Annotated in this window: 27 protein-coding genes and 1 pseudogene; 11 read left to right on the top strand and 17 right to left on the bottom strand. The window is 66.6% G+C overall.

Going from position 1 to position 26,799, the window contains the following annotated elements; genetic code table 11:
- Nucleotides 1-107: 107 nt before the first annotated feature.
- Together D3D02_RS02145 and D3D02_RS02140 are read left to right on the top strand one after the other, a co-directional pair.
- A complete protein-coding gene (locus D3D02_RS02145) occupies nucleotides 108-2,213 on the top strand; it encodes a DHH family phosphoesterase (protein WP_121568336.1) in 2,106 nt (701 codons plus the stop codon).
- 148 nt (nucleotides 2,214-2,361) lie between these two features.
- On the top strand, nucleotides 2,362-4,029 hold the full coding sequence (locus D3D02_RS02140; RefSeq protein WP_121568335.1) for a tRNA uridine(34) 5-carboxymethylaminomethyl modification radical SAM/GNAT enzyme Elp3: 1,668 nt from the start codon (nucleotides 2,362-2,364) through the stop codon (nucleotides 4,027-4,029).
- Nucleotides 4,030-4,272: 243 nt separating this feature from the next.
- Here the strand turns inward: D3D02_RS02140 and D3D02_RS02135 are convergent, their stop codons facing one another.
- The 3 genes from D3D02_RS02135 to sod form a co-directional block, all read right to left on the bottom strand.
- Nucleotides 4,273-4,836: a GNAT family N-acetyltransferase gene (locus D3D02_RS02135; RefSeq protein WP_121568334.1), complete on the bottom strand. Its 564-nt coding sequence runs from the start codon at nucleotides 4,834-4,836 to the stop codon at nucleotides 4,273-4,275.
- A gap of 180 nt (nucleotides 4,837-5,016) precedes the next feature.
- Entirely contained in the window at nucleotides 5,017-5,211 is a 195-nt protein-coding gene (locus tag D3D02_RS02130; RefSeq protein WP_049984818.1) for a cold-shock protein, read from the bottom strand.
- 138 nt (nucleotides 5,212-5,349) lie between these two features.
- Complete coding sequence (gene sod, locus D3D02_RS02125; RefSeq protein ID WP_121568333.1) at nucleotides 5,350-5,949, bottom strand: superoxide dismutase; 600 nt, start codon at nucleotides 5,947-5,949, stop codon at nucleotides 5,350-5,352.
- A gap of 393 nt (nucleotides 5,950-6,342) precedes the next feature.
- Between sod and tsaA the strand changes: the two genes are divergently transcribed.
- Nucleotides 6,343-6,774: a tRNA (N6-threonylcarbamoyladenosine(37)-N6)-methyltransferase TrmO gene (gene tsaA / locus D3D02_RS02120; protein ID WP_121568332.1), complete on the top strand. Its 432-nt coding sequence runs from the start codon at nucleotides 6,343-6,345 to the stop codon at nucleotides 6,772-6,774.
- Between the two features lie 82 nt (nucleotides 6,775-6,856).
- On the opposite strand, the gene D3D02_RS02115 is transcribed toward tsaA, so the two are convergent.
- The 3 genes from D3D02_RS02115 to folP all read right to left on the bottom strand — a co-directional run bounded on the left by D3D02_RS02115 (nucleotide 6,857) and on the right by folP (nucleotide 10,472).
- On the bottom strand, nucleotides 6,857-8,284 hold the full coding sequence (locus tag D3D02_RS02115; RefSeq protein ID WP_121568331.1) for a deoxyribodipyrimidine photo-lyase: 1,428 nt from the start codon (nucleotides 8,282-8,284) through the stop codon (nucleotides 6,857-6,859).
- A 72-nt stretch (nucleotides 8,285-8,356) separates the two neighbouring features.
- Complete coding sequence (locus tag D3D02_RS02110) at nucleotides 8,357-9,040, bottom strand: 6-hydroxymethylpterin diphosphokinase MptE-like protein (protein WP_121568330.1); 684 nt, start codon at nucleotides 9,038-9,040, stop codon at nucleotides 8,357-8,359.
- A gap of 202 nt (nucleotides 9,041-9,242) precedes the next feature.
- A complete protein-coding gene (folP, locus tag D3D02_RS02105) occupies nucleotides 9,243-10,472 on the bottom strand; it encodes a dihydropteroate synthase (RefSeq protein WP_121568329.1) in 1,230 nt (409 codons plus the stop codon).
- Nucleotides 10,473-10,558: 86 nt separating this feature from the next.
- On the opposite strand from folP, the gene D3D02_RS02100 reads away from it, so the two are divergent.
- Nucleotides 10,559-10,864, top strand: a complete 306-nt coding sequence (locus tag D3D02_RS02100) for a DUF5827 family protein (protein ID WP_121568328.1) — start codon at nucleotides 10,559-10,561, stop codon at nucleotides 10,862-10,864.
- 39 nt (nucleotides 10,865-10,903) lie between these two features.
- Here D3D02_RS02100 and D3D02_RS02095 read toward each other — a convergent pair whose 3' ends face one another.
- Entirely contained in the window at nucleotides 10,904-11,479 is a 576-nt protein-coding gene (locus D3D02_RS02095; protein ID WP_121568327.1) for an MBL fold metallo-hydrolase, read from the bottom strand.
- Between the two features lie 138 nt (nucleotides 11,480-11,617).
- Between D3D02_RS02095 and D3D02_RS02090 the strand changes: the two are divergent.
- Both D3D02_RS02090 and D3D02_RS02085 read left to right on the top strand, forming a co-directional pair.
- Nucleotides 11,618-12,131: pseudogene (locus D3D02_RS02090) on the top strand (metal-dependent hydrolase).
- A 102-nt stretch (nucleotides 12,132-12,233) separates the two neighbouring features.
- Entirely contained in the window at nucleotides 12,234-12,428 is a 195-nt protein-coding gene (locus D3D02_RS02085) for a cold-shock protein (protein ID WP_121558331.1), read from the top strand.
- A gap of 102 nt (nucleotides 12,429-12,530) precedes the next feature.
- Here the strand turns inward: D3D02_RS02085 and D3D02_RS02080 are convergent, their stop codons facing one another.
- Nucleotides 12,531-14,036: a cryptochrome/photolyase family protein gene (locus tag D3D02_RS02080; RefSeq protein ID WP_121568326.1), complete on the bottom strand. Its 1,506-nt coding sequence runs from the start codon at nucleotides 14,034-14,036 to the stop codon at nucleotides 12,531-12,533.
- A gap of 220 nt (nucleotides 14,037-14,256) precedes the next feature.
- Here D3D02_RS02080 and D3D02_RS02075 point away from each other — a divergent pair, with 220 nt between their 5' ends.
- Nucleotides 14,257-14,889: a response regulator transcription factor gene (locus D3D02_RS02075; RefSeq protein WP_121568325.1), complete on the top strand. Its 633-nt coding sequence runs from the start codon at nucleotides 14,257-14,259 to the stop codon at nucleotides 14,887-14,889.
- Between the two features lie 32 nt (nucleotides 14,890-14,921).
- On the opposite strand, the gene D3D02_RS02070 is transcribed toward D3D02_RS02075, so the two are convergent.
- Both D3D02_RS02070 and D3D02_RS02065 read right to left on the bottom strand, forming a co-directional pair.
- Nucleotides 14,922-15,725, bottom strand: coding sequence for a creatininase family protein (locus D3D02_RS02070; RefSeq protein WP_121568324.1), 804 nt, complete (start codon nucleotides 15,723-15,725; stop codon nucleotides 14,922-14,924).
- A gap of 116 nt (nucleotides 15,726-15,841) precedes the next feature.
- On the bottom strand, nucleotides 15,842-16,975 hold the full coding sequence (locus D3D02_RS02065; RefSeq protein ID WP_121568323.1) for a polymer-forming cytoskeletal protein: 1,134 nt from the start codon (nucleotides 16,973-16,975) through the stop codon (nucleotides 15,842-15,844).
- 138 nt (nucleotides 16,976-17,113) lie between these two features.
- Between D3D02_RS02065 and D3D02_RS02060 the strand changes: the two genes are divergently transcribed.
- Nucleotides 17,114-18,091 carry an aldo/keto reductase gene (locus D3D02_RS02060; protein WP_121568322.1) on the top strand — a complete coding sequence of 326 codons (978 nt, stop codon included), beginning with the start codon at nucleotides 17,114-17,116 and terminating at the stop codon, nucleotides 18,089-18,091.
- A gap of 18 nt (nucleotides 18,092-18,109) precedes the next feature.
- On the opposite strand, the gene D3D02_RS02055 is transcribed toward D3D02_RS02060, so the two are convergent.
- Nucleotides 18,110-19,321: an MFS transporter gene (locus tag D3D02_RS02055; RefSeq protein WP_121568321.1), complete on the bottom strand. Its 1,212-nt coding sequence runs from the start codon at nucleotides 19,319-19,321 to the stop codon at nucleotides 18,110-18,112.
- 132 nt (nucleotides 19,322-19,453) lie between these two features.
- On the opposite strand from D3D02_RS02055, the gene D3D02_RS02050 reads away from it, so the two are divergent.
- A complete protein-coding gene (locus D3D02_RS02050) occupies nucleotides 19,454-20,755 on the top strand; it encodes a twin-arginine translocation signal domain-containing protein (protein ID WP_121568320.1) in 1,302 nt (433 codons plus the stop codon).
- 26 nt (nucleotides 20,756-20,781) lie between these two features.
- Here D3D02_RS02050 and D3D02_RS02045 read toward each other — a convergent pair whose 3' ends face one another.
- Nucleotides 20,782-21,441 (bottom strand): DsbA family protein, encoded by a 660-nt coding sequence (locus D3D02_RS02045; protein ID WP_121568319.1) that lies wholly within the window; start codon nucleotides 21,439-21,441, stop codon nucleotides 20,782-20,784.
- A 128-nt stretch (nucleotides 21,442-21,569) separates the two neighbouring features.
- On the opposite strand from D3D02_RS02045, the gene D3D02_RS02040 reads away from it, so the two are divergent.
- Together D3D02_RS02040 and D3D02_RS02035 are read left to right on the top strand one after the other, a co-directional pair.
- Nucleotides 21,570-21,761: a DUF1918 domain-containing protein gene (locus D3D02_RS02040; protein WP_121568318.1), complete on the top strand. Its 192-nt coding sequence runs from the start codon at nucleotides 21,570-21,572 to the stop codon at nucleotides 21,759-21,761.
- Nucleotides 21,762-21,798: 37 nt separating this feature from the next.
- The gene (locus D3D02_RS02035; RefSeq protein ID WP_121568317.1) at nucleotides 21,799-22,236 is read left to right on the top strand and encodes an RNA-binding protein; all 438 of its coding nucleotides are present in this window, start codon (nucleotides 21,799-21,801) and stop codon (nucleotides 22,234-22,236) included.
- Between the two features lie 219 nt (nucleotides 22,237-22,455).
- Here the strand turns inward: D3D02_RS02035 and D3D02_RS02030 are convergent, their stop codons facing one another.
- The 5 genes from D3D02_RS02030 to D3D02_RS02010 form a co-directional block, all read right to left on the bottom strand.
- A complete protein-coding gene (locus tag D3D02_RS02030) occupies nucleotides 22,456-23,019 on the bottom strand; it encodes a thioredoxin family protein (RefSeq protein ID WP_121568316.1) in 564 nt (187 codons plus the stop codon).
- A gap of 78 nt (nucleotides 23,020-23,097) precedes the next feature.
- Nucleotides 23,098-23,523 carry an EamA family transporter gene (locus D3D02_RS02025; RefSeq protein WP_121568315.1) on the bottom strand — a complete coding sequence of 142 codons (426 nt, stop codon included), beginning with the start codon at nucleotides 23,521-23,523 and terminating at the stop codon, nucleotides 23,098-23,100.
- A gap of 64 nt (nucleotides 23,524-23,587) precedes the next feature.
- Entirely contained in the window at nucleotides 23,588-24,841 is a 1,254-nt protein-coding gene (locus tag D3D02_RS02020) for an MFS transporter (protein WP_121568314.1), read from the bottom strand.
- Nucleotides 24,842-24,951: 110 nt separating this feature from the next.
- Nucleotides 24,952-25,845: a DUF58 domain-containing protein gene (locus tag D3D02_RS02015; protein ID WP_121568313.1), complete on the bottom strand. Its 894-nt coding sequence runs from the start codon at nucleotides 25,843-25,845 to the stop codon at nucleotides 24,952-24,954.
- 2 nt (nucleotides 25,846-25,847) lie between these two features.
- The gene (locus tag D3D02_RS02010; protein ID WP_121568312.1) at nucleotides 25,848-26,789 is read right to left on the bottom strand and encodes a MoxR family ATPase; all 942 of its coding nucleotides are present in this window, start codon (nucleotides 26,787-26,789) and stop codon (nucleotides 25,848-25,850) included.
- Nucleotides 26,790-26,799 lie beyond the last annotated feature (10 nt).

The following is a 26,799-nucleotide window of genomic DNA, read 5'->3' as shown; positions in this document are numbered from 1 at the left end:
AGGCGCGTTCTGGCCGCCTGTGATTCTCGACAGACGCGATTCGCCAGCCGAGACGTCACGAGTGGGATTCGACAATCGTTTTAGGCGCGGACCATTTGATTCGCTCAATGGATTGGATTACGCACGACGAGGACGTTTGGTTCGATTTCAGGGGAGATTCCCCAGAGCAGCTCACGCCGGGACGGTATTACAAGGGCACCGTCGATGGATTCGCGGACTTCGGCGTCTTCGTCGATCTCGCGCCCGGGGTGACCGGGCTTCTGCACCGCAGCGAACTGGACCGCCGGCTGGAGAGTCTCGAGTGGGACGCCGGTGACACCGTCTTCGTTCAGGTGAAGAACGTTCGAAGCAACGGTAACATCGACCTCGGCTGGTCGATCCGACAGTCCGAATCGGAGTTCCGTGGAGCGCGTATTCACGACCCCGATGGCGAGCACGACAACGAGCCGATCGAAGCTGCGGACGACGATTCGGGGTCGGCGCCAGTGAAGAAGACGCCGAAGGGCGTCTCCACGAAGTCGCGGGCCACGAACGGGCAGACCTCGGCCGAGACGGCCGACGGGGCGGCCGACGAAAACGAGAGTACAGCGACCGAGGAGACGACGGAGACCGATTCGGCCGGAGCGACGAGCGAAGACGCTGAGGAAACGGAGACCGAGGACGCTGACGCAACCGCGACCGAAGGTGCAGCGGCCGAAGCATCCGAAGAGGAGGCCGAACCCGAGCGCGTCACCGTCGAATCGCTCGGCGACCGCGTCGGCGACGTGGTCCGCATCGAGGGCGAAGTCGTCGGCGCGCGACAGACCGGCGGCCCGACGATCTTCGAGGTCCGCGACGAGACGGCCGTCGTCGACTGCGCGGCGTTCGTCGAGGCGGGCGTTCGCGCCTACCCCGACGTCGGCGAGGGCGACGTGATTCGCCTCGACGGGGAGGTCGAACTGCGCCGCGGCGAGCTGCAGATCGAGACCGAGGAACTGACTGCGCTCTCCGGGGAGGACGCCAACGCCGTCGAACAGCGACTCGCGGACGCGCTCTCGGAGAAAGCCCGCCCCGAATCGGTCGAGCCGCTGGCGGCACACGACGCCGTCGACGCCGTCACCGACCAGCTCGCCGACGCCGCCGAAGCGATCCGCGGCGCGGTGCTGGAGTCGCGCCCCATCGTCGTCCGCCACGCTGCGACGGCCGACGGCTACGTCGCCGGCGCGGCCATCGAGCGCGCCGTGCTCCCGCTGATCCGTGAGGAGCACGCCCGCGCGGACGCCGAGTACCACTTCTTCACGCGCCGTCCGCTCGACGACCCCGTCTACGGAATGGACGCCGCGACGAACGACGTGACGCGGATGCTCCAGGACAACGAGCGTCACGACGAGAAACTGCCGCTCGTCGTCCTCGTCGGCGTCGGTGGGACTACCGACTCCCTCGACGGCCTCGGCCTGCTCGGCGTCTACGGCGCCTCTCGCGTCGTCGTCGACGCCGAGACGGTCGACACCGAAATCGTCGACGAAGCGAGCGTTCTCGTCTCGCCGAGCCTCACCGACGTCGCCGCCGAGGACCTCTCGACCGGCGCGCTCGGGGCCAACCTCGCCGCCGCTGTCAACGCCGATATGACCGACGATCTGTCCCATCTCCCCGCAGTGAGCTACTGGGAGGACGCACCGTCGGTCTACGCCGACCTCGCCGCAGACGCTGGCTACGACGCCGACCGGACGCGGAAGCTCCGCGAGGCCGTCGCGCTCGAAGCCTACTATCAGTCCTACCAGGACAAGCGCGAACTCATCACCGACCTCCTGTTCGACGACGACGGCGGCCTCGCCGACCACGTCTCAGAGCAGTTCCGCATCAAACTGGACGACGAGGTCGAGACCGCCGAAGCCAACCTCGAGACGCGCGACGTCGACGGCGTCTCCGTCGCCGTCCTCGACGCTGACTCCTACAGTCACCGCTTCGACTTCCCGCCGACGGCACTGCTCGCCGACGCGCTCCACCGGGGCGCCGACGAGGAGCGAGTAGCGACCGTCGTCTACTCCACGGACGAACTGTTCGTTCGCGCGGCCGGCGTCGACGTCCGCGCTGCCGCCGACGCCGCCAGCGAAGCCGTCCCCGAAGGCGGAATCACGGCGGTCGGCATCCGACAGAATCGCATCGAGTTCCTCTCGGGCGCGCGTGAGGACGTCGTCGACGCCGTCGTCGACGCCGTCGCCGATCAGCTCTAAGCCGTAAGCTGGCTCCGCACACGACTCCGCGCACTTTTTCCCGTTCCCTCTCGCCTCGACTCCTCGAGGCGACACGCTTAACCCCGAAACGCGACGAGAAACGCCCAATGAAACACCGCTCGCGACGACTCTCGGAGGTGACTCGGTAGTGAGCACGGACGCCGACCCCGAGCCGACAGAGACGGACGCGTTCCGCCGCACTTGCGAGGATCTCGTCGAGCGCATCCTCGACGGCGAGGTCGGCCGCGACGACCTCGAGTCGGCGAAACTCGACGCCTGTTCGACGCACTCCTCGCCGAAGGTGCCCAAGAACGCGGAGATCCTACAATACGCGCCGGAGAGTCGCCGCGAGGAGGTGAAAGAAGTCGTCCGACGCAAGCCCGTTCGGACCGCCTCGGGCGTCTCGCCGGTCGCGATTATGACTTCGCCGCATATGTGCCCGCACGGCAAGTGTCTCTACTGTCCTGGCGGCCCGGCCTCGGAGTTCGACTCCTCGCAGTCGTATACGGGTCACGAACCCGCGGCCGCACGCGGCGAGCAGAACGACTACGACCCGTACGGACAGGTGACGCTCCGACTCGAACAGCTCCGGCACATCGGCCACCCGGTCGACAAGGTCGAACTGATCCTGATGGGCGGGACGATGACCGCCCGCAGCCACGACTACCAGGAGTGGTTCGTCAAGCGCGCCCTGGAGGCGTTGAACGACTACGACCTCGATTCCGAACCCCAGCCGGCCGAAGACCAGTCGTTCAAGCCGGACCCCGAGGAAACCGAGTTCAGCTACGTCGAGGACGTCATCGCCGAGAACGAGACCGCAGACATCCGAAACATCGGAACGACGTTCGAGACGAAGCCCGACTGGTGTGACCCCGAACAGATCGATCGGATGCTCGATCTGGGCGCGACGAAAGTCGAGGTAGGCGTCCAGACGACCTACGAGCGGATCAACAGAGAGATGCACCGCGGCCACGGCGTCCAGGCGTCGATCGACGCCAACCGCCGACTGCGCGACGCCGGGTTCAAGGTCGGCTTCCATATGATGCCGGGCCAGCCCGGGATGACGAAGGAGATGATCCTAGAGGACTTCCGGCAACTGTTCGAGCGCGAGGAGTACCGCCCGGACTACCTCAAGATCTACCCGACGCTCGTCGTCCGCGGCACCCGCGTGTACGATCAGTGGCGGCGCGAGGAGTTCGAACCGCTCGGAAACGAGGAGGCCGCAGAGATCGTCAGCGAAGTGATGGGGATGATCCCCGAGTACACGCGCCTCCAGCGCGTCCAACGAGACATTCCCGCGGACTTCATCGACGCCGGCGTCTGGAAGTCGAACCTCCGGCAGCTGGCCGCCCAGCGCGCCGAGGAGAAAGGGATCGAGCAGCGCGACATCCGGGCGCGCGAAGCCGGGATGAACGAGGCCGACCCGGACCCAGAGCGCGTCGAACTGAACGCGACGACCTACGAGGTCGCCGGCGGCACCGAACACTTCCTCGCCTTCGAGGATCCGGTCGAAGACCTCCTCGTCGGGTTCTGTCGACTCCGTTTCCCGAACGATCCGGTTCGTCGCGAACTGGAGAACGCGGCGATCGTCCGCGAACTCCACGTCTACGGGAGCGAAGCGGGCATCGGTAGCGGCGAGGGCGAGTGGCAGCACAAAGGCTACGGTCGACGGCTCGTCCGTCGGGCGGAGGAACTCGCCGCCGACGCCGGCTACGGCAAACTCGCGATCATCTCGGGCATCGGCGCCCGCGAGTACTACCGGCAGAAGCTCGGCTATCACCAGGACGGACCGTACGTCTCGAAGCGGCTGTCCTGATCGGCCCTCCGGCTGACGCGCCGTGTGGCGAACAGTCGGCACCCGCGTCGACGACGTCCCCGGCGCGCCGCCGTCCGCTTCCACGCCGACGTGCCGAGCGACCGCGACCCGACGTGGGTGAGCATCAGCGCACGGCGTGGCTGGTCCCGGCATCGTACATAAACGTCCGGTCGCGACGGATCGTGGCGACTCGTCCGTCTACGGCAGGCCGCTATCCTCTGGAGCCGACAAATGAGCCGACACTCACTCCCGCGTGGTGTGGCCGTCGAGTGGCTTCGTCATCGACACGTGCGGGATCCCGGCCTCGTAGAACACGTCACCGTGTGCGACGTAGCCGAGCCGATCGTAAAAGTCGCGGACGCGGGTCTGTGCGTGGAGCGTGAGCCGTCCGAAACCCTCCTCGCGGGCCCGTTCTTCGACGGCGTCCATTAGCCGGACCCCCCATCCCTCGCCGCGCCGGTCGGCCGCGACGGCGACCCGCTCGACCTTGCCGGTCGGCGCGGCGGCCTCGGCCGCGTTGGCCCCTGCGGAGTCTGTGTCCACGGACGGGACGCGAAAGCGGGCTGCGCCGATGGGTTCGCCGTCGTCGTAGGCGACGAAGTGCGTCGCCGCCGCGTCGGGTTCGTCGTGTTCGTCCCACTCGATTTCCTCGTCGACGCCCTGTTCGTCGACGAACACCGCTCGGCGGACTGCGAAGGCGTCCTGCCGTTCGGCAGCGGACGTCGCGACGAAGACGCCGGTTCGACCGGGGTCGGTCTGTTCGCCGTCGGAAGCGCTGTCCTCGGCTGTGTCGCTCTCGGAGGTCACAGGAACACGAACGGAAGCCGAACGACTGAGCGTTTCGGATCGGACCGCTCGGGGCGCTGGATCGTCGTCTTCCAGTTCGAAAAGTGAGCGTCACGCTCACGAGCGTAGCAATTCGCCCGAGCGAACTCGGGCAGAATGATGTGCCGTCGTGGTAGTCGCCGAGGCGACTACAAGCCGGTATTAGTTACGAACGAGGTTCGTCGCGCGCGGGCCCTTCGGCGAGGACTCGATCTCGAAGTCGACGTCCTGACCCTCTTCGAGGTCCGGGCCGCCGACATCCTCCATGTGGAAGAACACGTCGTCGTCAGAGTCGTCAGTCGAGATGAAACCGTAGCCGCCAGTGTCGTTGAAGAAGTCAACCTTACCGTTTGCCATTGCAAACAAACGTACACCCCACCCACGGATAACACTTGTGAGGGTCGCGGTACCACGACGGTCACGAGCCGAACGGGACAGTAGCGACTGACGGGATCGGTCGGCGCTAAAGAAATGTCGGGGTGTACGAGTCGTCGCTTACTCGAAGAGTTCGACAGCCTGCTCGTAGCGGGCGCTGGGTTCCTCCCAGTCGACGACCTCGAAGAAGTTCTCGACGAAGTCGCCGCGGGCCGGACCGTAGTCGTGGTAGTACGAGTGCTCCCAGACGTCCAGCGCGAGCACCGGATGGCTGCCCCAGAGCGCGCCCTGGTCGTGCTTGTCGACGACCACGTTGCGCAGCTGGTTCGAGAACGAGTCGTAGACGAGAAGCGCCCACCCGCTCGCGGCGGACGCCGCTGCCTCGAACTCGCCCTTCCAGGCTTCATAAGAGCCGAAGTCCTCCTCGATTCGGTCCGCGAGCGCTCCGGACGGCTCGTCGCCGCCCTCCGGCGACATACTCTGCCAGAACAGGTCGTGGAGGATGTGACCGCTGCCGTTGTGGGTCACGTTGCGGATCGCACCGGCAGACGAGGAGAAGTCGCCCGCCTCACGGTTCTCTTCGAGCGTCTCCTCGGCCGCGTTCCAGCCGTTTACGTAGCCCTGGTGGTGGGTGTCGTGATGCCACGTCAGGACCTGTTCGGAGATGTGCGGCTCGAGCGCGTCGTAATCGTACGGAAGGGGATCGAGTTCGTAGCTCATAATTGGACCTCCGTTCCTTACCACGGACGGATTCCTGTTAAACGTTAAGAGAGGTATGTTAACACGAATTTCCTACTCGCCTGACCGGTCTGTTTCGCGACCGCTTCGGGTGCATTTCCCGTTCTGCGATACGGTTGAGTGAGATATGCATTACTACAGGAGAGATACCACGCATCGTTTCAGACGAAGGGGCCACGAGCGCAGCACTCCGGAATCAAAGCAATAATAACTCAAACACGCAAAATAATAATTGAATGGTGGAGACAATATAATGCACCGAAGAACGACCCATTGTGACTTCGCCGACGCGAGAACTGTATCGAAATCGGATCTGCGACTCGTCTCGTCCTACGCGGGCGCTCGCCCGTTCGCTGTCACGGGGGCGGGTGTGCGATGACGGCGTTCGCGCCGATCGGCCGAATCGACTCGCCGTTCGAGCGCCCCGGCGACGTCGATCACGACCTCGTCGACGAAACGGAGGGGACGATCGTCGTCGACGAGAAGTACGCCGCCGGCCTCGACGGCCTCGAAGGCTTCTCGCACATCGTGATCCTCGCACACTTAGATCAGATCGACGACTATCACCTCCGTGCCCGGCCGCCGCACGTCGAGGCCGTCGAAGTCGGCGTGTTTGCGACGCGGAGCCCGCACCGGCCGAACCCGATCGCACAGACCGTCGTCGAACTGCTGGAGCGGGACGGGAACCGTCTCCACGTCCGCGGACTGGACCTCGTCGACGGAACGCCCGTCCTCGACATCAAACCGTACGTGCCTACGGTGTCAGAGGACGAAGGCCTCGCGCTCGGGTGGCTCGACGAGCGGTAGCGCGCTCGCCGTCCTGGTAGCCGTTCGCTTTTCTAGTAGTCGTTCACTTTGCTGGTGGCTATTCGCTTTCCCCTGTCTCGCCTCAGTCCTCGCCGCGCGCAGCCTCGAACATCGCCAGTGCGGCCTCGCGACGCTCGCTGTGGTCGACGATCGGGTCGGGGTACTCGACGTCGATGCCGGCTCGCTGCGTCGGTGAGAGTTCGTGCCACTCGTGGATCAACTCGGCGTCGACCTCGCGGAATTCGGGCACGTACTCTTTGATGTACTCGGCGTCGGGGTCGTAGCGTTCGCCCTGCGTCATCGGATTGAAGATCCGGAAGTACGGCTGGGCGTCGGTCCCTGTCGACGCCGCCCACTGCCAGCCGCCGTTGTCGTTTGCGGTGTCGTGATCGGCGAGATACTCCCGAAAGTGCTCGTAGCCCTCTCGCCAGTCGATCTGCAGGTCTTTCGTGAGGAACGACGCGACGATCATACGGACGCGGTTGTGCATATACGCCTCCGCTTTGAGCTGTCGCATTCCGGCGTCGACGATCGGATAGCCAGTCTCGCCGTCCTTCCACGCCTGCAACTCGTCGGGGTCGTTTCGCCACTCGATGTCGTGTTCGTACGCGCGGAAATTCTCGGTCACGACCTCCGGATTGAAAAAGAGGACGTGCGCGTAGAACTCCCGCCAGGCGAGTTGAGACTGGAACTCCTCGACCGACTCGACCTGGTCGTCGCTGGCGCGCGCCCGCGCCTCGGCCGTCGCCTCGTACACTTCGCGGATGCCGATCGTTCCGAACTTCAGGTCCGCCGAGAGGTGCGAGACCGCGCCGCGGGTCGGGTAGTCTCGGTCCTCCTCGTAGCGGTAGATGCCGTCCTCACAGAACTCAGAGAGGCGCTCGCGGGCGGCCGCGGTTCCGGCGGGCTGGACGTCCGCGCCCGGTTCCTCGAAGCCGAGTTCTTCGATCGTCGGGAGCGCCTCGCCGGTGACGTCCGCGAGTGCGTCGGCCCCGGGCGCAGCGATCTGCTCGGGCTTCTCGCGGTCGCGCCACTTCTTCCAGAAGTAGGTGTAGACGGAGTAGGGGTCGCCGTCGTTGGTCGTGATCGACCCGGGTTTGTGGAAGATCGCGTCGTGAAACGACTCCCGGGCGACGTCGTGCTCGTTCAGCGCGCGCCGGACGCGGGCGTCGCGCTCGCGGGCGAGTCCGGAGTAGTCTTTGTTCCAGACGACGCGGTCGGCGTCGTACTCGGCGGCGAGGTCTGTGAGCACCGTCGCGGGGTCGCCCTGTGCGACGACGAGATCCGAACCGCGCTCGCGGTACCACGCCCGCAACGCGGATAGTGCGTCGAGCAGATAGCGAACGCGGGCGTCGCCGGCGTGATCGAGGACCGCGTCGTCGAAGACGAACACGGGAACGACGCCCGAATCGGGGTCGTCGCGGGCGGCGTCCCCCACGGCCTCGGCGGCCGCCGTGAGCGCACGGTTGTCCACCGCGCGGAGGTCCCGTCGGTGCCAATGAAGCTGCATACCGACACGTCGAACGCCCCCGCCGTCAACGTATCGGCAGTCCTGCCCGGTCGGCTGGCGAAGCGCGGACGCCTACGAGAGCGCGAGCGGGTCGATGTCGTCGCGACGGCCGTCGAGAACCGCGAACTGCTCGTCCCGTCGGCGTTCGAGCAGGTGCAGCAACCGCTCGGCCCAGCGGAGTTTCTTCGCCTTCGACGGTGAGACGCTCGGGTCGTCGAAGTCCCACCCGAGGAAGCGGAGTTCCGCCGCGCCGAATTCGTCCGCCAGGAACGCCGCGCGGTCGCCGTCGGTGAAGCCGCCGAAGTTGTAGACGGCGTCGGTCGGAGCCGCCTGCGTCGTCGCGACGACGTGCTCGTGTGCCAACTGCGGCGCCCACTCCTCTACGAGCGGGACGTTGTCGCCGTGGGCGTGGGCCGCGACGGGCGTGCCTGCCGCAGTTAGCTCCCGAGCCGTCTCGGGGTTCTTGTCGAGGTCCGTGACGAGGAGATCGACGTCGTAGCCGGCGTCGCAGACGACGTCCGCGGCTGTCGAGGCGGCGACGACTCTGTCGGCGTCGGCGACGTGGTCGACTTCCTCAGGAAGTGACGGCGCGGCACCGACGACGGCGACGACCTCGCCGGCGTAGTCCAACCGGTCGAAGTCGAACGGCGTCGCGTACCCGGCGAGCACGTCGCGGGCGCGCTCGTCGCCGTCGCGTGGATACTCGAAGTCGGTCAGGATCGATTCGTAGATCGGTTCCCAGGTTTCGAAGCGCATAGCTATCGCTCCCGAGCGTTACGGTGCGAGCCGGAATGGCACCAAGTACCCCTACCCGCGTGCCCTTCCGGCTTCCAGTGGACCGGTTTCAATCGGTCCGTCATAAGCTTTCCCGTGTTCTGACGCGTCTGACGGGGGGACACACGGCGTCTGACGCGCGTCTGCCGCCGGGCCGGTCAGCCCACGCGGGACGTTGTCTCATTTACGCTAGGTGTTCGGCGATCGTTTCGAGCGCCCCGGTGAGTCCGTCAGTGCCGCCCGTGAGCGCGCTGGCGAGTCCCGCAAGCGCGCCGACCGTGCCGAAGAGAAGGACAGTCCGTCCCGTCTCCCCGCCGCGGTCAGTGGCGCCGGGGGTACCGTTCCCGTCGGCGAGCACGGACTGCCCGTCGCCGACTGCCGCGCCCGAAACCACAGTCGCGCCCCGCTCGGCGGCCGCCGTCGAGAGCGCGCCCACGTCGGCGTCGGAGAGGCTATCGAGTTCGAACACCCGCACGACGGAATCAGTCGACACTGCGTCGGCGTCGGCGACGCCCATCCGGTCGAGGTGGCGTTCGGCCTCGCGGGGCGTCGTCACGTCGAGTTCCTCGATCGAAACGTCGCCGGCGCCCCGTTCGCGGACCCGGTCGCGGGCGAACTCGTGCCCGATCAGCGCGGCGTCGCGCGTCTCCGCGACGTCGTGCGTTCGGATCACGTGCGCGCCGCGCTCGACGGCCATCGACGTCGCCGCCAGCGAGACAGGGAGCGCTTCCTCGGTCGAGCGGCCCGCGATCGAGCGGAGGAAGTTCTTGCGGTTGATCGAGACGAGGATCGGGTAGCCGAGCCCGCGGAACTCCCGGAGCCGGCGGAACGTCTCGCGGTCGTCTGCGAGCGTCTTCTCCTCGGACCAGCCGCCGAAGGCCGGGTCGACGAGCGTCTTGTCGGTGAAGCCGTTCAGCGAGAGCGCGTCGTAGATGTCGTCGACCTCCTCGATCGCGCCCGGACGCTCTAGGTCCGGCGGCGACGCCATCTTCGCGACCGCGACGTCGTAGTCCGCACAGACGCGCGGCATCTCCGGGTCGGCGAAGCCGCAAATGTCGTTGACCATATCGAAGCCGCGCGAGAGCGCTGCGTCGGCGACCTCGTGATAGCGCGTCTCGATCGAAAAGACGGCGTCGCCGGAGACGCTTTCGAGCGTCTCGACGGCGGTGTCGAGCCGTTCGAGTTCCTGCTCGGCGGAGAGCACCTCGAAGCGCTTGTTCGCGGATTCGAGGCCGACGTCGACGATGTCTGCGCCCTGATCGATGAGTTCGTCGTCGACGTAGGCGGCGGCTTCACCCGGGTCGTCGAAGACGCTCGGGTCGTAGGGCGACTCCTTCGAGACGTTCAGGACTCCCATAATCCGCGGCGGGTGCTCGTCCCCGATCGGCAGACCGGCGGCGTCCACAGTTCGCATACTCTGAGGAGGGACGGGAGACACATATACTGTCTGGCAGCGGCTTCTCGGCGGGACTTTTGACGCGGCAGCGAGAACGGGGTCGTATGCCCAAGCCGAAGGACGATTTCGACACGCTGTATCCGTACCGCCTCTACGAACCGACCGAGGTTCTCGACTCCGAGTTGATGTACACGGTCCCGGAGATCGCGCGACTGCTGCAGGGCCTCGATCCAGACGTCGAACTCGACGCCGACACCGAAGACCGCGTCGTCGCGTGGACGATCCCGTGGCTGATGACGCACGCCGACGAGTTGGTGATCAACGATCCCGTCGGCGACGAACCCGGCTACTTCGGCGTCGACAGCGAGGACCGACCTGTAGAAGAGATCCCCGACGACGCCGACGTGTAGCGGGCGCTGGGCGTCGAGCGAAGGGACTCCACCGCTTTCTCACATCCGTGCGGCCCGCGCGGCGAGTTCGACGTCGTCGATCGGACGCTCCGTGATGCTGGGGCCGTGGCCGACGTGGAGCGCCGCGAGGTCGTCGTCGAGCGTATCGAGGAGCGCGTCGATGCTCCGGATCAACGTCTCGCGATCGCCACCCTCGAGGTCGGTTCGGCCGAACCCGCCGTTCTCGAAGACGAGGTCGCCGGCGAAGCAGATGCCGGCCTCACGAGCGTACAAGCAGAGATGGTCCGGCTTGTGTCCGGGCGTGTGCAGCGCCACGTAGTCGTCGTCGCCGATCTGGACCGTCTCGCCGTCGGCGATGGCGTTGTCGACGTACTCGTTCTCGGGATCGTACCCCCACGTCTCGACGTCGAACGCCTCGCGGATCGCCGGGAGGTTCTTGACGTGGTCAGGGTGCGTGTGCGTGAGGTAGACGCGGTCGAGTTCGTCCACCTGCGCTTCGATGCGCGCGACGACGTCGAAGTTCGCGCCCGCGTCGACGAGCGCCGTCGTCTCGCCGGTGACGAGAAAGGCGTTCGAGGTGAACGCTCGGACGCCGCTCGCGAGATTCTGAATCATAGCCCCGGCTAGGCGATGGGCCGACTTGCCTCTTTCCGATCGGACGGGACGGCTGGCCGCCGCCTCTCCAGTGGATTCGTTCGAGCCAATCCCGGGACGGGTCCGGGTACTTTTGTGTCCGCACGCCCAGCCGTGGGTATGTACCGGAAGGGGCACTACGGGGTCTCGCTGCTCGTCTTCGCGCCGCTGGCGTTCGTTCTCGTCACGCTCGGCCGCGCGGGTCTCGCGGTCGTCACCGGGGGCATAATGCTGTGGCTGACGATGTTGCCCGACGTCGATCACCGCCTTCCGGGGATCTCTCACCGCGGCCCGACGCACTCGCTCGTCTTCGCCGCGCTCGTCGGCGCCGTCTTCGGTGGCATAGGAATCGCGCTGACGACGGTCACGACCGGTAGTACGCCGTCGTTCGCGACCGTCGCCAGTGGAGCCTCGCTCGCGGCGGTCGGATTCGCGACTGGGGTGCTCACCGTCGTCGCCCATCTCGTCGGCGACGCGCTCACGCCGGCGGGCGTCAACTTCCTCTGGCCGTTCTCCGATCGCACGTACACGCTCGGACTCTGGCGTGCGGACAACACGATCGCAAATTACGGGCTGTTTGCGGTCGGAATTTTTCGCGACGGGAGCGGCCGCCTACCTCGCTCTCGCGGTCTGAGGGGTCGCCGTCTCGCACGGATGCTTCGCGAGCCGATCTCGGCTTCCGTCTCAGGATTGCGACACAAGGCTTATTTATCGCCTTCGCGTTTTTGGGATTGCAATGGCGAAAGGAACGGTTGCGTTCTTTAACGACACAGGCGGTTACGGTTTCATCGAGAGCGAGGATTCTGACGAGGACGTCTTCTTCCACATGGAGGACGTCGGCGGTCCGGACCTCGAAGAAGGACAGGAAGTGGAGTTCGACATCGAGCAGGCCGACAAGGGCCCGCGCGCGACGAACCTCCAGCGCCTGTAAGGACGCACCACGATAGCGGTACTGCGGTCGGCGATCCCGTCGATTCTCACCACGATTCTGCATTTCTCACCCGGCGAGCGGCAGCGCCGGCAGACTGTGGGCTTACAGCGACCCGTCAGCGGCTCGCTCACGCACCTCGTCGGCTCGCTCGCGGATCGCCTCCAACTCGGCGTCGTCTTTGCGGTCGACGTGAGAGTACATCAGCCCCATTCGTCCCGTGCCCCGGAGCGTCTCCTCGTTGCGCTTCAGGAAGTCCCAGTAGAGCGCGTTGAACGGACAGGCGTTCTCGCCCGTGGTTTTGGTCTTCGCGTACGGGCACGCCGAGCAGTGGTCGCTCATCTTGTCGACGTAGTTCGCCGACGCGGCGTAGGGCTTCGAGGAGAGCACGTCGGTGCCGAACGACCCCATTCCGACGACGTTCGGCGTCGTCACCCAGTGGTAGGCGTCGACGAAGCCGAGGTGGAACCACTCGTTGAGTTCCGCGGGATCGACGCCGTACAGCAGCGCGAAGTTCGAGAGCAGCATCAGGCGTTCGATGTGGTGGGCGTACCCGCGGTCGTGGACGTGGGTGACGGCCTCCGAGAGACACTGCATCTCCGTCTCGCCGTCCCAGTACAGCGGCGGCAACGACGCCGTCTGACCGAGTTGGTTCGCCGACCCGAGGTTCGGCATCGCGCGCCGGTAGACGTGGCGCATAAACTCCCGCCAGCCGATCACCTGCCGGACGAACCCTTCGACGCTGTTGAGCGGGGCGTCGCCCGATTCGTAGGCCGCGACGACCGGCTCGACCACCTCGCGCGGCCGGAGCAGGCCGAGATTGAGCGCGGCCGAGAGCAACGAGTGACACAGCGCCCACTCGCCGTCGCGCATCGCGTCTTGGTACGTGCCGAACTCGGGGAGCCGGACCGAGACGAAGTGTTCGAGCGCCTGCGTTGCCGCCTCGCGCGTGACGGGCCAGACGAACTCGTCCATCGCGCCCCAGTGACCGCCGTAGCGGTCGGCGACGAACTGCTGTACCTCGCGCGTCGTCGCGTCCGGTTCGAATCGCGGCACGTCCGGCGGCGTCCACTCGGGCGGCGGCGTTTCCCTGTTGTCCTCGTCGTAGTTCCACGCGCCCCCGACCGGCTCGTCGCCGTCCATCAGGATGCCCGTCTCCCGGCGGACGTGGCGGTACCAGCCTTCCTGTCGGAACGTCTCGTTCTCGTCGCGCTCGCCCGCCCAGTCGTCGAACTGTTCGCGGGAGGTCAGAAACAGGTCGTTCTCGACGAGCGTGAGCGTGCCACCGCGTTCAGAGACTAACTCCCGTCGACGGTCGTCGGCCCCGTGGCTCGGCGACCGGAGTCCGAGGAGGTCGTCGCCGGGATTCACCTCGAAGTAGCGATCGAGTGCGTCCCCGAACGTCTCCGCTTGGAGGTACGTGACGTCGTAGCCGCGGTCCCGAAGGTCGTCGCGGAAGTGCCGCATCGCACTGAAGACGAGCGTGAGCTTCTGGGGGTGGTACGGACGCCGCTCGGCGAACGCGTGCGCTTCGATGAGCAGGACGTGATCCGCGGACCCGAGCGGGGCGGCGTCGGGGTGTAATTGATCGCCGAGGAGCCAAACCGTCATCGAACGGAAATTCGATGCCCGGCGACAAAGTCGACACGGCCGTTCCGTCCGATTACAAAGTTCGAAAATTGCGACGCGGGCGTCGGTGCTGGCACAGGCTCTGAAGAACAGCGGGAAACGGGACCTCGCCCTTCCTTAGCCGCTCTCGGTCTATCTCAGGGTCCTGAGGGGGGAGGGCAAGAATTTAGACGACGGGCGACGACGTGCGAGGTGGATCGCTATGGACGGCGCTACACCCCAAATCCTCGTCGTCGAAGACGAGCCAGACTTGGCGGAACTCTATGCCATCTACCTCTCGGACGTGTACGAGGTTCAGACGGCCACCAACGGAGAGACCGCGCTCGAACTCGTAGACGACGGGATCGACGTCGTCCTCCTCGATCGCCGGATGCCGGATATGACCGGCGACGAGGTTCTCGACGAGATTCGAACCCGCGGCATCAACTCGCAGGTCGCGATGATCACGGCCGTCGAACCCGACACGGACATCCTCGAGATGCCGTTCGACGACTATCTCGTCAAGCCTGTCACGCAGGAGGATCTGCACGGGCTCGTCGAGGTACTGCTCCGCCGCGCCGACTACGACGACCGCTCACAGGAGTTCTTCCGGCTCGCCTCGAAGAAAGCCGCACTGGAGTCCGCCCCCGACGTGTCTGTCGGCGAGGTCGACGAATACAAGGAACTGACACAGCGGATGGAAGAGATCAGAGCCGAACTCGACGACACGCTCTCAGATCTGAGCGAGGACGACTTTCGGGACGCCTTCGCGTCGTTCCCGGACATCGACGTCGACGACTCCGCCACGTTCGGGAACGGGGACGTCGACGGCCCGGACTCGTCGCCGTCCTTCTGAATTGTAGGCCGCTCTGCGCCGCTCTTTTCGAATCAGTCCGCTCTGCGGCTCCCCGGCTGGGGATCGACGTGCGCCGGCGTCATCAGATCTTCGTAGCGCCGCTCGTCGAGCCACTCTAAGAGCTCGACCAACTGTTCGGTCGCCGCCTCGAACAGCCGTGCGCCGATTTCGGGCGTCGCGTCGGTCTGGTCGCCGAACACGCCGTTCTCGGAGTTCTCGACGGCGTCGTAGAACGTTCGCGCGCCGTTCTGTCGGAGATGTTCTGCACTTTCGATGTCGCGAACGCCGCCGTCGCGGGCGGCTTCGAGTTGGTCGTCGCGGACGAGTTCGGGCGCGAGATGCTGAATCATCGCCGTCTCCTTCGGGCCGCCGTGGGGGCCGTTCTGCTCGAACACTTCGTCTACGAGTTCCGGGATCGACTCGTTCCACATCCACTCGACGGCGTAGAGCGTGCCGTCGTCGCGGAGGCGACGCCCGACTTCCCGCAGGTGCTCGACGTTGCCGCCGTGGGCGTTGACGTACACGACGCGGTCGATCCCGTGGTACGCGAGGTTTCGCGTCAGCGACTCGACGTAGTCGCGGAACTGCGGGGCGTCGACCCACATCGTACCGTGGAACTGCCGATGGTGCGGACTGACGCCGACGTTTACTGTCGGCGTGCAGAGAAAGCCCGTCCGGTCGGCGGCCTCGCGAGCCAGTCCCTCCGCGATGAGATGGTCGGTCGCGAGCGGGAGATGGGGACCGTGCTGTTCGGTCGATCCGAGCGGCACGATCGCCACCGACTCCTCGGCGACGTAGTCCCCGAGGTCGGGCCACGTCTGGTCTGCGACGTACATACCGGCCGGACGCGGCGAGGCATCAAGAAAGGTACGGCACGACGACGGGCAGCGGCGGGACGGTTGCGTCCGACAGTGTTACTCGCTCGCCGTAGCGGTGCGCTCCGAGTCGCTCCTCACTGGTCTGCCGACGGACTGCCGATGGCCGCGCCGGCGTCTTCGTCGGGACCCTCCTCGGATCCACGGAGCACGACGACGAACGCTCCCAGGCCGACGAGCAGCACGGCGAACTGGACGAGCCCGCCGAGGATCGGGACGGCACCCAACAGAGCCACGGCGACGACGCCCACGAGGAGTGCGACCCAGCGGTTCTCGGAGTCGACGAGCGACAGCAGCCACGTGCCGACCACGATAGCCCCGTAGACCGACGTCACCCACAGGAGCAGCCCGAAGACGACGGCCCCGGCCAACGAGAGCGGAATGCCGACGATCGTGATGAGCAAGAGCAACAGCACGATCGGGACGCCGATCAGCGTCAGGAGTCCGATGCCGCCGCTGCGGAGCGTCTGGGTTCGGCCTGCATCGACGAGCCGTCGGGCGAAGTTCGGTGCGACTACGAGGAGTACCGCGCCGAGCACGAGGTTGACCAGTGTGGAGTAGACCGACCCGACCCAGGCGGGGATCGCCGGGAGGCCAGCACCCCCGCCGGAGCCGAACACGTCGGGACCGGTGACAGAGAGCGACTCGTCGCGGGTGACCTCACCGGAGACGCTCGCACCATCGGCGAGCGTGAAGTTGGCGGCGTCGTAGGTGAGCGACCCGCCGATCGCCGCGGTCGACCCGACGGCGAGCGTGTCCGCGCCGACCCGCGCGTCGCCGTCGATCGCCCCGTCGAGGCGGACGTCGGCCGCGCCGGCTTCGAGCGATCCGCCGATCTGCGAACCTTCTCGGAGCGCGAGCGCCGCCGAACCGACGGTGACGTCGCCGTCGACCGTGCCTTCGATCACGACGCTCCCGGCGGCGGCGTCGAGCGACCCCGTCACGCGACCCGACTCGGTGACGAGCACCGATCCGGCCGCGGCTTCGACGTCGCCGTCGACCGTGCCAGCGATGACGATCGATCCACCGACCGCTTCGAGATCGCCGTCGTACGTTTCGCCGGCGTCGACGCGGACGACGCCGCCGACCGATCCGTCTGAGCCCGGCCCGCTCGGACCGACCTGCTGTGCGCTCGCGACCATCGGCAGTCCGCCGAAGACGACGATGGCCGTGAGGAGGAGTACGAGTGGTACACGTGGAGACTGTGACATTCTGCTCACGAGAGGGGGACCTCTCATCGAAACGATACGATGGCATCGGCCTTAATTATATTCGAGTGAGAGTATTCGGGAGTCGCCGGTCCCACCTCGCCGCGTGGCTTTTTGCCGGTCCGGTGTGTGCGCTCCGCTATGGAGTACACGACGCTCGGTAATACGGGAACGACCGTCTCGAAGATCTGTCTCGGCTGTATGAGTTTCGGCGACAGCGGCTGGCGCGAGTGGGTGCTCGACGAGGAGGACGGGACGGAACTCGTCGACCGGGCCATCGAACTGGGCGTGAACTTCTTCGACACCGCGAATATGTACTCTCGCGGTGAGTCCGAGCGCGTCCTCGGCGAGGCGCTCTCGGAGTACGACCGCGACGAGTTCGTCGTCGCCTCGAAGGTGTACTTCCAGATGGACGACGACGATCCGAACTCCGGCGGCCTCTCGCGAAAGGCGATCGAACAGGAACTCGACAACTCCCTCGCGCGACTGGGGATGGACACGCTCGATCTCCTGCAGATCCACCGCTGGGACTACGACACGCCGATCGAACAGACGATGCGGACGCTCGACGACGCCGTCCGGCGGGGCAAGACCAGATACCTGGGCGCGTCGTCGATGTGGGCGCACCAGTTCGCCGAAGCACAGCACACCGCCGACCGACTCGGTTTGACGCCGTTCTCGACGATGCAGAACCACTACAATCTCCTGTACCGGGAGGAAGAGCGTGAGATGCTACCGCTCTGTGAGAAACAGGGCGTCGGCGTCATCCCGTGGTCGCCGCTCGCGCGCGGCCGACTGGCGCGGCCACACGAGGACTCGCGCGCGACGACCCGCGGGGAGACCGACGACTACGCGCACCAGCATCCGTATCTCGACAGCGGCGGCCACAAAGTCAACGAGCGCGTACAGGAACTCGCCGACGAGAAGGGCGTGAAGATGGCCCAGATCGGGCTCGCGTGGCTGTTCGCCGACGATCGGGTCGACGCGCCGATCGTCGGGACGACGAGCGTCGAACACCTCGAAGACGCCGTCGAGGCGCTGTCGATCGATCTCTCGGATTCGGACATCGAGTACCTCGAAGAACCTTACGAGCCCGTCCGCGTCTCCGGCCACGAGTAGCTCGCTCGGGAGCGTCGCTCACTCGGACGCATCGCTCACGATCGTCCGTCCCCCGCCGGCGTCGTCCGACCCGGCGATTCGCCACACGGCCCGCCCGGCGACGAGCGCGATCGCGACCTCCGAGGATCCGACGAGGAGGAACGACGCCAGGAATCCCGCCGTCGACGTCGTCAGTCCGCCGAGGAGGAACCCGGCGAGGAATCCCAGGCTGCCGAACACGTTGAACCCGCCGAGCGCCGCGCCCCGCGTCTCCGGCGAAGCGACGTCCGTCACGAGCGCCATCGTCGCCGGCGCGACCAGCGCGCCGAGGGCGCCGACGGCGACCATCGCGAGGACGGCCAGTTCGACGCCGGGCGCGATACCGACGGCGACGATCCCGAGCCCATAACAGATCGATCCGACGGTCACTGGAATCGCCCGCCCGACGCGGTCCGAGAGGATGCCCGCGGGGTACTGCAGGAGCGCGAACGGGACGAAGAAGGCCGCGAGCGCGAGGCCGGCGCCGGCGGCATCGAGACCGAACGATTCCCGAAAGTAATAGACGCCCACGAGCGCGAAGAAGCCGGCCGTCATCCGATCGATGAATCCGAAAGTGTAGGGAACGGCCAGCACCGGGCGGTCCTTGAGCCGTTTGAGCGCGTCGCCAACGCGGATCCGGCCCGCTCCCGGCAGTTCCTCGGAGATCGTCACGAACAGGATCGCGACTGCAACGAGCGTCGCCGCCGCGGCGTACAGCGGGTACAGCGGGTCGGCGTCGGCGAGACGGCCACCGAAGACGGAGCCGAGCGCCGCGCCGAGACCGATCGCGATGCCGGCCGCGCCCATATTCCGACCGTTGCCGCCGGAGAGGTCCGCCAGAGCGGTGATCGCGAGCGAGAACGCGCCGATCGTCGCCGCGCCGCCGACGAGACGAACGAGGAGGACACCCGCGAACGGGATTCCCAGCGTCGGTGCGGCCGCGAGAAGCAGGTAGCCGGCCGCGCCGCCGAGTGCGCCGGCCGCGGCCAGCGGCATCCGTCGCCCGAGGGCGTCGCTCGCGGCCCCCCAGACGCTGGCGAAGGTGACGAACGCGGCGAACTCCGCGACGAGGAACCACATCCCGGCGCGGATTTCTCCTCCGCCCCCGAGTGCGGTGACGATGTCCTCGACGCCGGGGTACAGAAACACCTGCGAGACGAGCACCCCCCAGACTCCGATGGCGAGCCGAATTCGTGTCTCGCGACGAGTCACGGGACCCTTTTTGCTGTCCCGATAAATATCCGCGTCGTTTTCGGAACCACAGCCGGCGGCCGACGCTACCGCTGGTCGCACACACGGTGCGCCATCAGAACCCACTTTGCCGTCAGGGATCTACTGACTCGTATGGTAGACGGGCGGGGCGACCGGACGCGTCGCGACGTGCTGAAAGCGGCCGTTGCCGTCGGCGGCGCGGCAGCACTGTCGGCGTGTCTCGATCGCACACCGGAACCGGTGCCAGCCGGCACCGACCAGTTTTCGTCGCTGCCGGAGCGACAGCACGCGTGGAACGACCGTGTCCGGACGGACGAACACGGGAACACCCTGCTTCCCAAACACCAACTGTTGCTGTATCTGACGCTTCCGGGAGAGGGGCCGCCGGACGAGGCCGACAGAGCGACCGTCGAGACAGCCCTACAGACGCTCGATCGAGCGTACGAACGGAGCAGCGAGGGACTGCTGTACTCGATCGCGTACTCACCGCGGTACTTCGATCGGTTCGAAGACGACCTCCCCGACTCGATCGACCTCCCCGAGCCCCGAGCGCTCTCGTCGTTCGAGACGCCGACGCTGGATCGGCAGGACGCGTTGCTTCACCTCGCCTCAGACCGTGCGGACGTCGTCCTCGCCGCGGAGGAAGCGCTGACGGGCAACGAAGACACCGCGAACGACGTCCCTGTCGAGGCGACCCTCACGGACGTCTTCGAGGTTTCAGACCGCCGGTCCGGATTCGTCGGTGCAGGGATGCCCGCGGACCGACAGGACGGGCTGGCGGGCATCCCGTCGTCGAATCCGGTTCCGAAGGAGTCACCGCTGTTTATGGGCTTCATCGCGGGGTTCAAGCGGAACCAGGCGACCGAAGACTACGTCACGCTTTCGCAGGGTTCCTTCGCGGGTGGGACCACGAAACACGTCTCGAACCTCCGGATGCGGCTCGACGACTGGTACGAGGAGCAGTCCTTCGAACAGCGCGTGGCGGAGATGTTCTCGCCGGTGCACGCCGAGCGCGACCTAGTCGAGGGCGTCGGCGCGAACCTCGGCGACGACAGCGGCGTCACGGCGGAGATGATCGACGACATCGAAGACCACGCCCGACAGTTCGCCCGCGTCGGCCACGCCCAGAAAGCCGCGCGTGCGAACCGCGAAGCGGACGGGACGCCGCGAACGCTCAGACGACACTTCGAATCGACCGACAGCGACGAGGCGGGGCTACACTTCCCCAGTCTGCAACGAGAGATATCGACCTTCGAGGCGGTTCGCACGGCGATGAACGGGACGGACCTCACCGAGATCCCGACGATCAGACAGCGCGTGAACAACGGGATTCTCGAATACGTGTTCGTGAAGCGCCGCGGCAACTTCCTGGTGCCACCGCGGTCGCTTCGCGCGCTTCCGACGCCCAGCGGCACGACACCTGGTCTCGACTGAAGCCAGTTTCGAGAGCGGCGGCTCGATCAGCCGAGCTGGCTGTCGATGGCGCCGCTGACGCGTTCCCAGCCGTAGTTGTCGAGGAGCTGTCCGTTCACGTAGACGGCTGGCGTCCCGGGAACACTCCGCTCGGATCCGGTCTCTCGGTCGGCTTCGACGACCGGGCGGTAGGACTCTTGCTCTGCGGCCGCGGCGACCGTACAGCCGTCGACACCGAGGTCGGACGCGATGTCGTGAACGACCTGATAGCCGTCGTCGCTGAGGCGACCCTGATTCTCGTAGACGCGCTCGGTGAAGGTGAAGAACGTCTCGGCGTCACTCCGGTCCTGCACCGCGCGCGCAGCAGAGGCCGCGAGCCACGACCAGTTGCTCACCGGGATCGGGTAGTCGAAGAAGCGATACCGAACGTCGCCGGCGTCGACGTAGTTCGACTTGATCTTCGGAGCGACAGACAGCGTAAACTCCTGACAGTGCGGGCAGGTGAAGTCCTCGAAGATGTCGACGGTGACGGGGGCGTCTTCGGGGCCGAGTGCGGGGCGCGGCAGCGACGAGACTGTGTCGAGGTTGCCGACGTCACACCCTTCCGGAAGCGCACTCCCACCGGAGCCGCCGAGACAGCCGGCTGTCGCGCCGAGCGTCGTCACTCCACCGACCGCAGCGAGATAGGACCGCCGTGTCGTTCGCATACCGGATCGCACGGCTCGCCGACATATATATAGTACCGTTTGCGGAAGGCGCGGTTCCGGTGAGCGCGGCTCGGTGACCCCGCGGTCGGAACCAGTCGATTTTTCACTCGCGCGCGCGGCTCTCCGGTATGGAGTTCGAAGAGGACGACAGCGTGGTACTGCGCGACAAGCACAGCGAATTCGACGGCGAGGTCGGCACGATCACGCAGGTCGTCGAGACGATGTTCGGCGACGCGACCTACACCGTCAGCTTCGAGGACGGCCAGGAAGTCGGCATCTCCGCTGATCAGCTCGAAGCCGCGGACGAAGACGAAGAGTAACGGGAGTTTTTCCCCGCCGCAGCGCGAAGCGTCGCTAATGCCCCGAATTCCGTTTCACTACGTCGATCTGCGGACTTTCTGCTACGAGACCGAAGACGACAAGCGAGTCGAGAGCGCGCTCCGAACCTTTCTCCCCGAGGAGTTCGAGGTGACCCGCACCGAGAGCACCGGTCACCACGGCGACCGGATCATCGTCTTCTCGGCCCGCGTGGAGAACGCCGACGACGTCCGCCACGTCCTCGCGAAGTTGTCCGAACTGCCGGATTTCGACGCGTTACTCGAGGAGCTCGACGACCGCGTCACCGAGAACACCGAGCTATTCTTACGATTGGACAAACAGGCGGCGTTCCGCGGCGACGTCCGACGCGGCAACGGGATCACGCTGCGGGCGAAGGTGGAAGCGTACCCCGCCACGAAGGAAGCGGCCGTCGAGAACGCCCGGGAAGCGCTCTCTGAGGCCGACGACCTCTCGTAGCACGGCAGTCGTGGCACTTGCACGTAGCGCGTCGCCGACGGACGCGGTCGGACGCTACGCGATTGGAGTAGCGAGCAGGTAGCACTGGCCGACCACAGGGCGATGTGCTACACAACTGCGGTGCGCCCTGCGACAGGAGTCAACGCATAGGCTGCGTGGTCCCGTCTTCGTATATAAATGCTCCCGCGGGAGAACGCACCGTCTGCCGTCGCCGCCGACTCAGTTATCCGTCCACTTGATCGAGCAGCCCTGCGAGGGCGTCTCTGCGATCGGAACGTCGTCACCGGCGAGGAGCGCTTCGACGGCCTCGCGCATCTCGTGACGACTCGGCTCTTCGTCGGGGCTCATCGCGTCGTCGATGCGTGAGTGGAAAGCGAGTCGGAACGTATCGCCGTCGCGCTCGAAGAGGAATGGATCGGGCGTGCAGACGGCTCCGTACGCGTGCGCGACCTCCTGTGACTCGTCGCGGAGGTACGCGGTGTATTCGATGTCGCCCACGTCGACACGTTCTTGCATCCGTTCGAAGGAGTCGTCGGGATACTCCGCGGCGTCGTTCGGGTTGATGCCGACGACGGCGAGATCGTCGTACGCGCTCGCGAGGTGATTCAGTTCGTCGACCTTCGCCTCGGCGTACGGGCAGTGATTGCAGGTGAAGACGACGAGCAGCGCCTCGTAATCGTCGAAATCCGAGAGCGTGTACGTTTCCCCGTCGGCACCGGGGAGTTCGAACGCCGGTGCCTCCTCGCCGTGCGACAGTTCCGAATCGGATTCGACTAGAACCATATAGCCGAGGTAGAGGGCTGTCGATAAAAGACGTTGTCCGTTGCGGCAGGTCGGTGTGCAGCCTCGCGGCCGGCCAGTTCACTCGACGCTGACCAGATACACCGCCACGAGCGCGAGGCCGATCCCGAGCAGTTTCCGCCCCGTCAGCGATTCGTTCAGGAACACGATGCCGAGCGCCGAGCTGAGAACGAGGAACATCCCGAAGATCGGCGAGACGACGCTCACGGGACCGAGCGACAGCGCCCGGTAGTACGCGAGAATCCCGACCATCAGGCAGATGCCGGCGACGAAGACGTACTTCGATTTGGGGTGGGAAACGTACGAGAGTGCATCAGAACCGTTGTAGACGACGACGAGGACCGTGCCAGCGACGAGAATCGCGTTGCCCAAGAGCGCCGCGACGTTGCTGGGGATCTTCACCGAACCGGTCGTCGCGACGCTCATGAGCGGAGCGACGAGCGAGTACGCGACGAGAGCCAGAATAGCCCACGGGAGGTAGTTCATACTTCGGCGTGGGTACAGCGGCGGATTCACCGTTTCGATCGCAGGTCTATGGGCCGGAACGGGCTCAATCGCCGTCGGCGCCGGCGGCCGCACCGGGAACCGCGAACGACGCGTCGCGGACGATACGGAGCCCGAGAGCGAGCGAGAGGACGCCGAGGGCGGAGACGAGTCCGAATGAGACTGTGAGACCGGCCGTGTCGACGAGGTAGCCGAAGACGGGCGGGGCGACGACCCCACCCAGCGAGATACCGATCGTGACGAGCGCGAAGTTCTTCCCCAGGTCCGCGCGCCGCGAGAGCCGGTCGGCGAGCGTCGAGCGCGCCGGGCGGGAGAAGCTGATGCTCCCGCTCAAGAGTAGCACGATGCCGACCGCTGCCAGCGGGAGCGAGAGCGTCGCCAGCAGCGCTGCGACGACGACGAGCGCAGCATAGCCGCCGACGACGATCGGCCCGGCACCGACGCGGTCGGTGAGGCCGCCGCCGGCGAGAATCAGCCCCGCGCCGACGACGAGCATCGCCGACGTGAGCGCGCTCGCGGTCCCGTCCGGGAGGCCGTAGCCGCGCACGAGCAGACTCGGTGTGTAGGTCCGGATCGCCCACGCGGCCGCAGAGGTGAGAAACGCGAGCACTGTGAGTCCCAAGATCCCGCCCGAGGAGGCGAGCGTCCGGAACAGCGCGCGAATCCGACCCGGAACGGAGCGCAGCGTGGGGCGTTCGTCGGGGCGCTCCGCCAGCCCCGGCCGGGTGATCTCGTCGTCGACGCTGCGGAAGCGGAGCAGGCAGTAGGCGGCGAAGACCGCGCCGACGACGGCGACGACGCCGATCGCGACGCGCCAGGACAGATCCAGCGCCGTCGTCCCGGCGACGACGGCGTATGGGGCGGCGAGCCCGACCGACCCGCCGAAGGCGTGGGCGCTGTAGGCTCGTCCGCGGTTCTCGTCGGTCGAGACGGCCGCGAGCAGCGGATAGTGAGCGGGGTGGTGGCCGGCGACCCCGACTCCGAGCACGAGCTGGGCGACGAGCAGCCACGCGTAGGACGTCGCGAGCGCGGTGAGGGCCGCGCCGAGGGTGCCCACGACGAGCGAGATTCCGAGCACGAGCGTCCGGCTGTAGGCGTCGGAGACGTACCCCATCGGGAGTTGGAGGACGAGCACGACCGCGTTCTGCACCCCGATCGCGAGCCCGATGGCGGCGATGCTCACGTCGAAGCGGGCGGCGAGCACGCCGACGAGCGGCGCGAGCATCACCAGATAGGAGTGGTTCACGAAATGCGAGCCAGTGACGAGAGCGACGACCCGGCGGTCCTGTGCGTCGGTCACACCGGGAGGTCACCACCCGAGCGAAATATAGCCGCCGGAAGCGGCCCGTCGCGGTCGGTTCGTACACCGGCGCGTTACCGCTGTCGTCGCCGCTTCGTGCGCCGCCACACTCACCGCCGTCTGCGCTGCCGCTCGCGGCGGTCCTGCTGCCGCCAAACCTCGGCGAAGGACTCGAAGAAGTCCGCGCCAGTGTCGACGACGACGTGATCGGCGCGGAGCGTTCGGGCTCGCGCGGCGACGTCGTCGACGTGTTCTGCGAGCCGGTCGCGGTACGCCTCGGCGGTCGAGCCGGCGAAGTACGCGCGCTGGGTCGTACCCGTCTCGGGATCTTCGAAGACGGTGTCGCCGGCGACGTCGGGGTCACGTTCCTCGGGCGCGACCACGTGGACGAGCAAGACGTCGTTGTGTCCGAGCGCGGCGATCCCGTCTTCGACCGCCTCGGGGTCGTCGAGAAAGTCGCTCACGACGACGACGAGCGAGCGCGAGTGAATCGTCCGCGCGTACGCCTCCAGCGCGTCGGTGAAGTCGGTCCGGCCGTCGGGATCGATCGCGTTCACGGCGTCGAGCAGGCGGAGGAGTTCGCCACGCGTAGACCGGCCGCGGTCGAGGCGGTCGACGCCCGTGCCGAGCGCCGAGAACCGGAACGAATCGTGCTGTGTGGCCGCGAAGTACGCGAAGGCGAGGCCAAATCGGGCCGCGAACTCGAATTTGTTGGCCGCGCCTTCGCCGAAATCCATCGAGGCCGAGGTGTCGAGGAGAACGTGGACCGTGAGGTTGCGCTCGGCCTCGTACTGCTTGATGAAGTACTCGTCCGTTCGGGCGTAGACGCGCCAGTCCACGAGCCGAACGTCGTCGCCGGGCGTGTACCGGCGATAGTCGCTGAACGTCAGCCCCTCGCCGACGTTCGACGAGCGTTGTGTGCCCTGCTGTCGGGCGTCGGTCTCGCGCCGCAGCGCCCCCTCCAGACGGGCCAGTTCGTCGAGGAACGCGGGCTCGATCGGCATCGTTACAGGAGTTCTGCGACGACATCGTCGGCGCCCACGCCCTCGCGCTCGGCCCGGAAGTCGACGATGAGGCGGTGTCGGAGCACCGGGTGCGCCATCGCCTCGACGTCCTCCCAGGAGACGTGGGAGCGGCCGTCGAGGAACGCGCGCGCCTTCGCGGCGAGGACGAGACCCATACTGGCCCGGGGGCTCGCGCCGAACTCGACGTCTTCAGCGGCCCGCGTCGAGCGCACGAGGTCGATCACGTCGTCGCGGATGTCGTCGGCGATCGGGACCTGGCGGGTCAACTGCTGGGCCCGCTGGAGCTGGTCGCGCGAGAGGACGCGGTCTACGGTGGGATCGGGTGCGCCCGTCGTGTACCGATCGACGATCTCGCGTTCCTCGTCGCGGCTCGGGTAGTCGACGAGGATCTTGAGCAGGAAGCGGTCGGTCTGCGCCTCCGGAAGCGGGTAGGTCCCCTCCTGGTCGATGGGGTTCTGGGTGGCGAGCACGAAGAACGGACGCGGCAACTCGCGCGTCTCGCCGGCGGTCGTCACCTGCTTCTCCTGCATCGCCTCTAAGAGCGCCGCCTGCGTCTTCGGTGTCGCGCGGTTGATCTCGTCGGCGAGGACGATGTTCGCGAACACCGGCCCGCGCTCGAAGACGAACTCCCGCTCGCCGTTGACCTCCCGGATGATTTCGGTCCCGGTGATGTCGGCCGGCATCAGATCCGGCGTGTTCTGGATGCGCGAGAACGACAGGTCGGTCGCCTCGGCGATCGTCCGAACGAGCGTCGTCTTCCCGAGGCCGGGGTTGCTCTCGATCAGGCTGTTCCCGTCGCAGAGCAGACAGACGAGCAGTTGCTCGACGACGTCGGACTGCCCGACGATTCGCTTTGCGACCTCCTCGCGGAGGGCGGCGAGTCTGCGCTGAATCTGTTCGATCTCCTCGTTTGTTCCGTTCATCGTAGTAGGT

It is taken from the genome of Halobellus sp. Atlit-38R (assembly GCF_003665925.1).
GTDB classification, from domain to species: Archaea; Halobacteriota; Halobacteria; order Halobacteriales; family Haloferacaceae; genus Haloquadratum; species Haloquadratum inordinatus.
This window is presented reverse-complemented; position numbering and strand designations above follow the sequence as displayed.

Excerpts from the sequence above, each read along its gene's own strand:
- D3D02_RS02145 (WP_121568336.1), top strand. The coding sequence starts at position 108 with ATGGATTGGATTACGCACGACGAGGACGTTTGGTTCGATTTCAGGGGA.
- D3D02_RS02130 (WP_049984818.1), bottom strand. The coding sequence starts at position 5,211 with ATGGCAAACGGTAAGGTTGACTTCTTCAACGACACTGGCGGCTACGGT.
- sod (WP_121568333.1), bottom strand. The coding sequence starts at position 5,949 with ATGAGCTACGAACTCGATCCCCTTCCGTACGATTACGACGCGCTCGAG.
- tsaA (WP_121568332.1), top strand. The coding sequence starts at position 6,343 with ATGACGGCGTTCGCGCCGATCGGCCGAATCGACTCGCCGTTCGAGCGC.
- D3D02_RS02115 (WP_121568331.1), bottom strand. The coding sequence starts at position 8,284 with ATGCAGCTTCATTGGCACCGACGGGACCTCCGCGCGGTGGACAACCGT.
- D3D02_RS02110 (WP_121568330.1), bottom strand. The coding sequence starts at position 9,040 with ATGCGCTTCGAAACCTGGGAACCGATCTACGAATCGATCCTGACCGAC.
- folP (WP_121568329.1), bottom strand. The coding sequence starts at position 10,472 with ATGCGAACTGTGGACGCCGCCGGTCTGCCGATCGGGGACGAGCACCCG.
- D3D02_RS02100 (WP_121568328.1), top strand. The coding sequence starts at position 10,559 with ATGCCCAAGCCGAAGGACGATTTCGACACGCTGTATCCGTACCGCCTC.
- D3D02_RS02095 (WP_121568327.1), bottom strand. The coding sequence starts at position 11,479 with ATGATTCAGAATCTCGCGAGCGGCGTCCGAGCGTTCACCTCGAACGCC.
- D3D02_RS02085 (WP_121558331.1), top strand. The coding sequence starts at position 12,234 with ATGGCGAAAGGAACGGTTGCGTTCTTTAACGACACAGGCGGTTACGGT.
- D3D02_RS02080 (WP_121568326.1), bottom strand. The coding sequence starts at position 14,036 with ATGACGGTTTGGCTCCTCGGCGATCAATTACACCCCGACGCCGCCCCG.
- D3D02_RS02075 (WP_121568325.1), top strand. The coding sequence starts at position 14,257 with ATGGACGGCGCTACACCCCAAATCCTCGTCGTCGAAGACGAGCCAGAC.
- D3D02_RS02070 (WP_121568324.1), bottom strand. The coding sequence starts at position 15,725 with ATGTACGTCGCAGACCAGACGTGGCCCGACCTCGGGGACTACGTCGCC.
- D3D02_RS02065 (WP_121568323.1), bottom strand. The coding sequence starts at position 16,975 with ATGTCACAGTCTCCACGTGTACCACTCGTACTCCTCCTCACGGCCATC.
- D3D02_RS02060 (WP_121568322.1), top strand. The coding sequence starts at position 17,114 with ATGGAGTACACGACGCTCGGTAATACGGGAACGACCGTCTCGAAGATC.
- D3D02_RS02050 (WP_121568320.1), top strand. The coding sequence starts at position 19,454 with ATGGTAGACGGGCGGGGCGACCGGACGCGTCGCGACGTGCTGAAAGCG.
- D3D02_RS02045 (WP_121568319.1), bottom strand. The coding sequence starts at position 21,441 with ATGCGAACGACACGGCGGTCCTATCTCGCTGCGGTCGGTGGAGTGACG.
- D3D02_RS02040 (WP_121568318.1), top strand. The coding sequence starts at position 21,570 with ATGGAGTTCGAAGAGGACGACAGCGTGGTACTGCGCGACAAGCACAGC.
- D3D02_RS02035 (WP_121568317.1), top strand. The coding sequence starts at position 21,799 with ATGCCCCGAATTCCGTTTCACTACGTCGATCTGCGGACTTTCTGCTAC.
- D3D02_RS02030 (WP_121568316.1), bottom strand. The coding sequence starts at position 23,019 with ATGGTTCTAGTCGAATCCGATTCGGAACTGTCGCACGGCGAGGAGGCA.
- D3D02_RS02025 (WP_121568315.1), bottom strand. The coding sequence starts at position 23,523 with ATGAACTACCTCCCGTGGGCTATTCTGGCTCTCGTCGCGTACTCGCTC.
- D3D02_RS02015 (WP_121568313.1), bottom strand. The coding sequence starts at position 25,845 with ATGCCGATCGAGCCCGCGTTCCTCGACGAACTGGCCCGTCTGGAGGGG.
- D3D02_RS02010 (WP_121568312.1), bottom strand. The coding sequence starts at position 26,789 with ATGAACGGAACAAACGAGGAGATCGAACAGATTCAGCGCAGACTCGCC.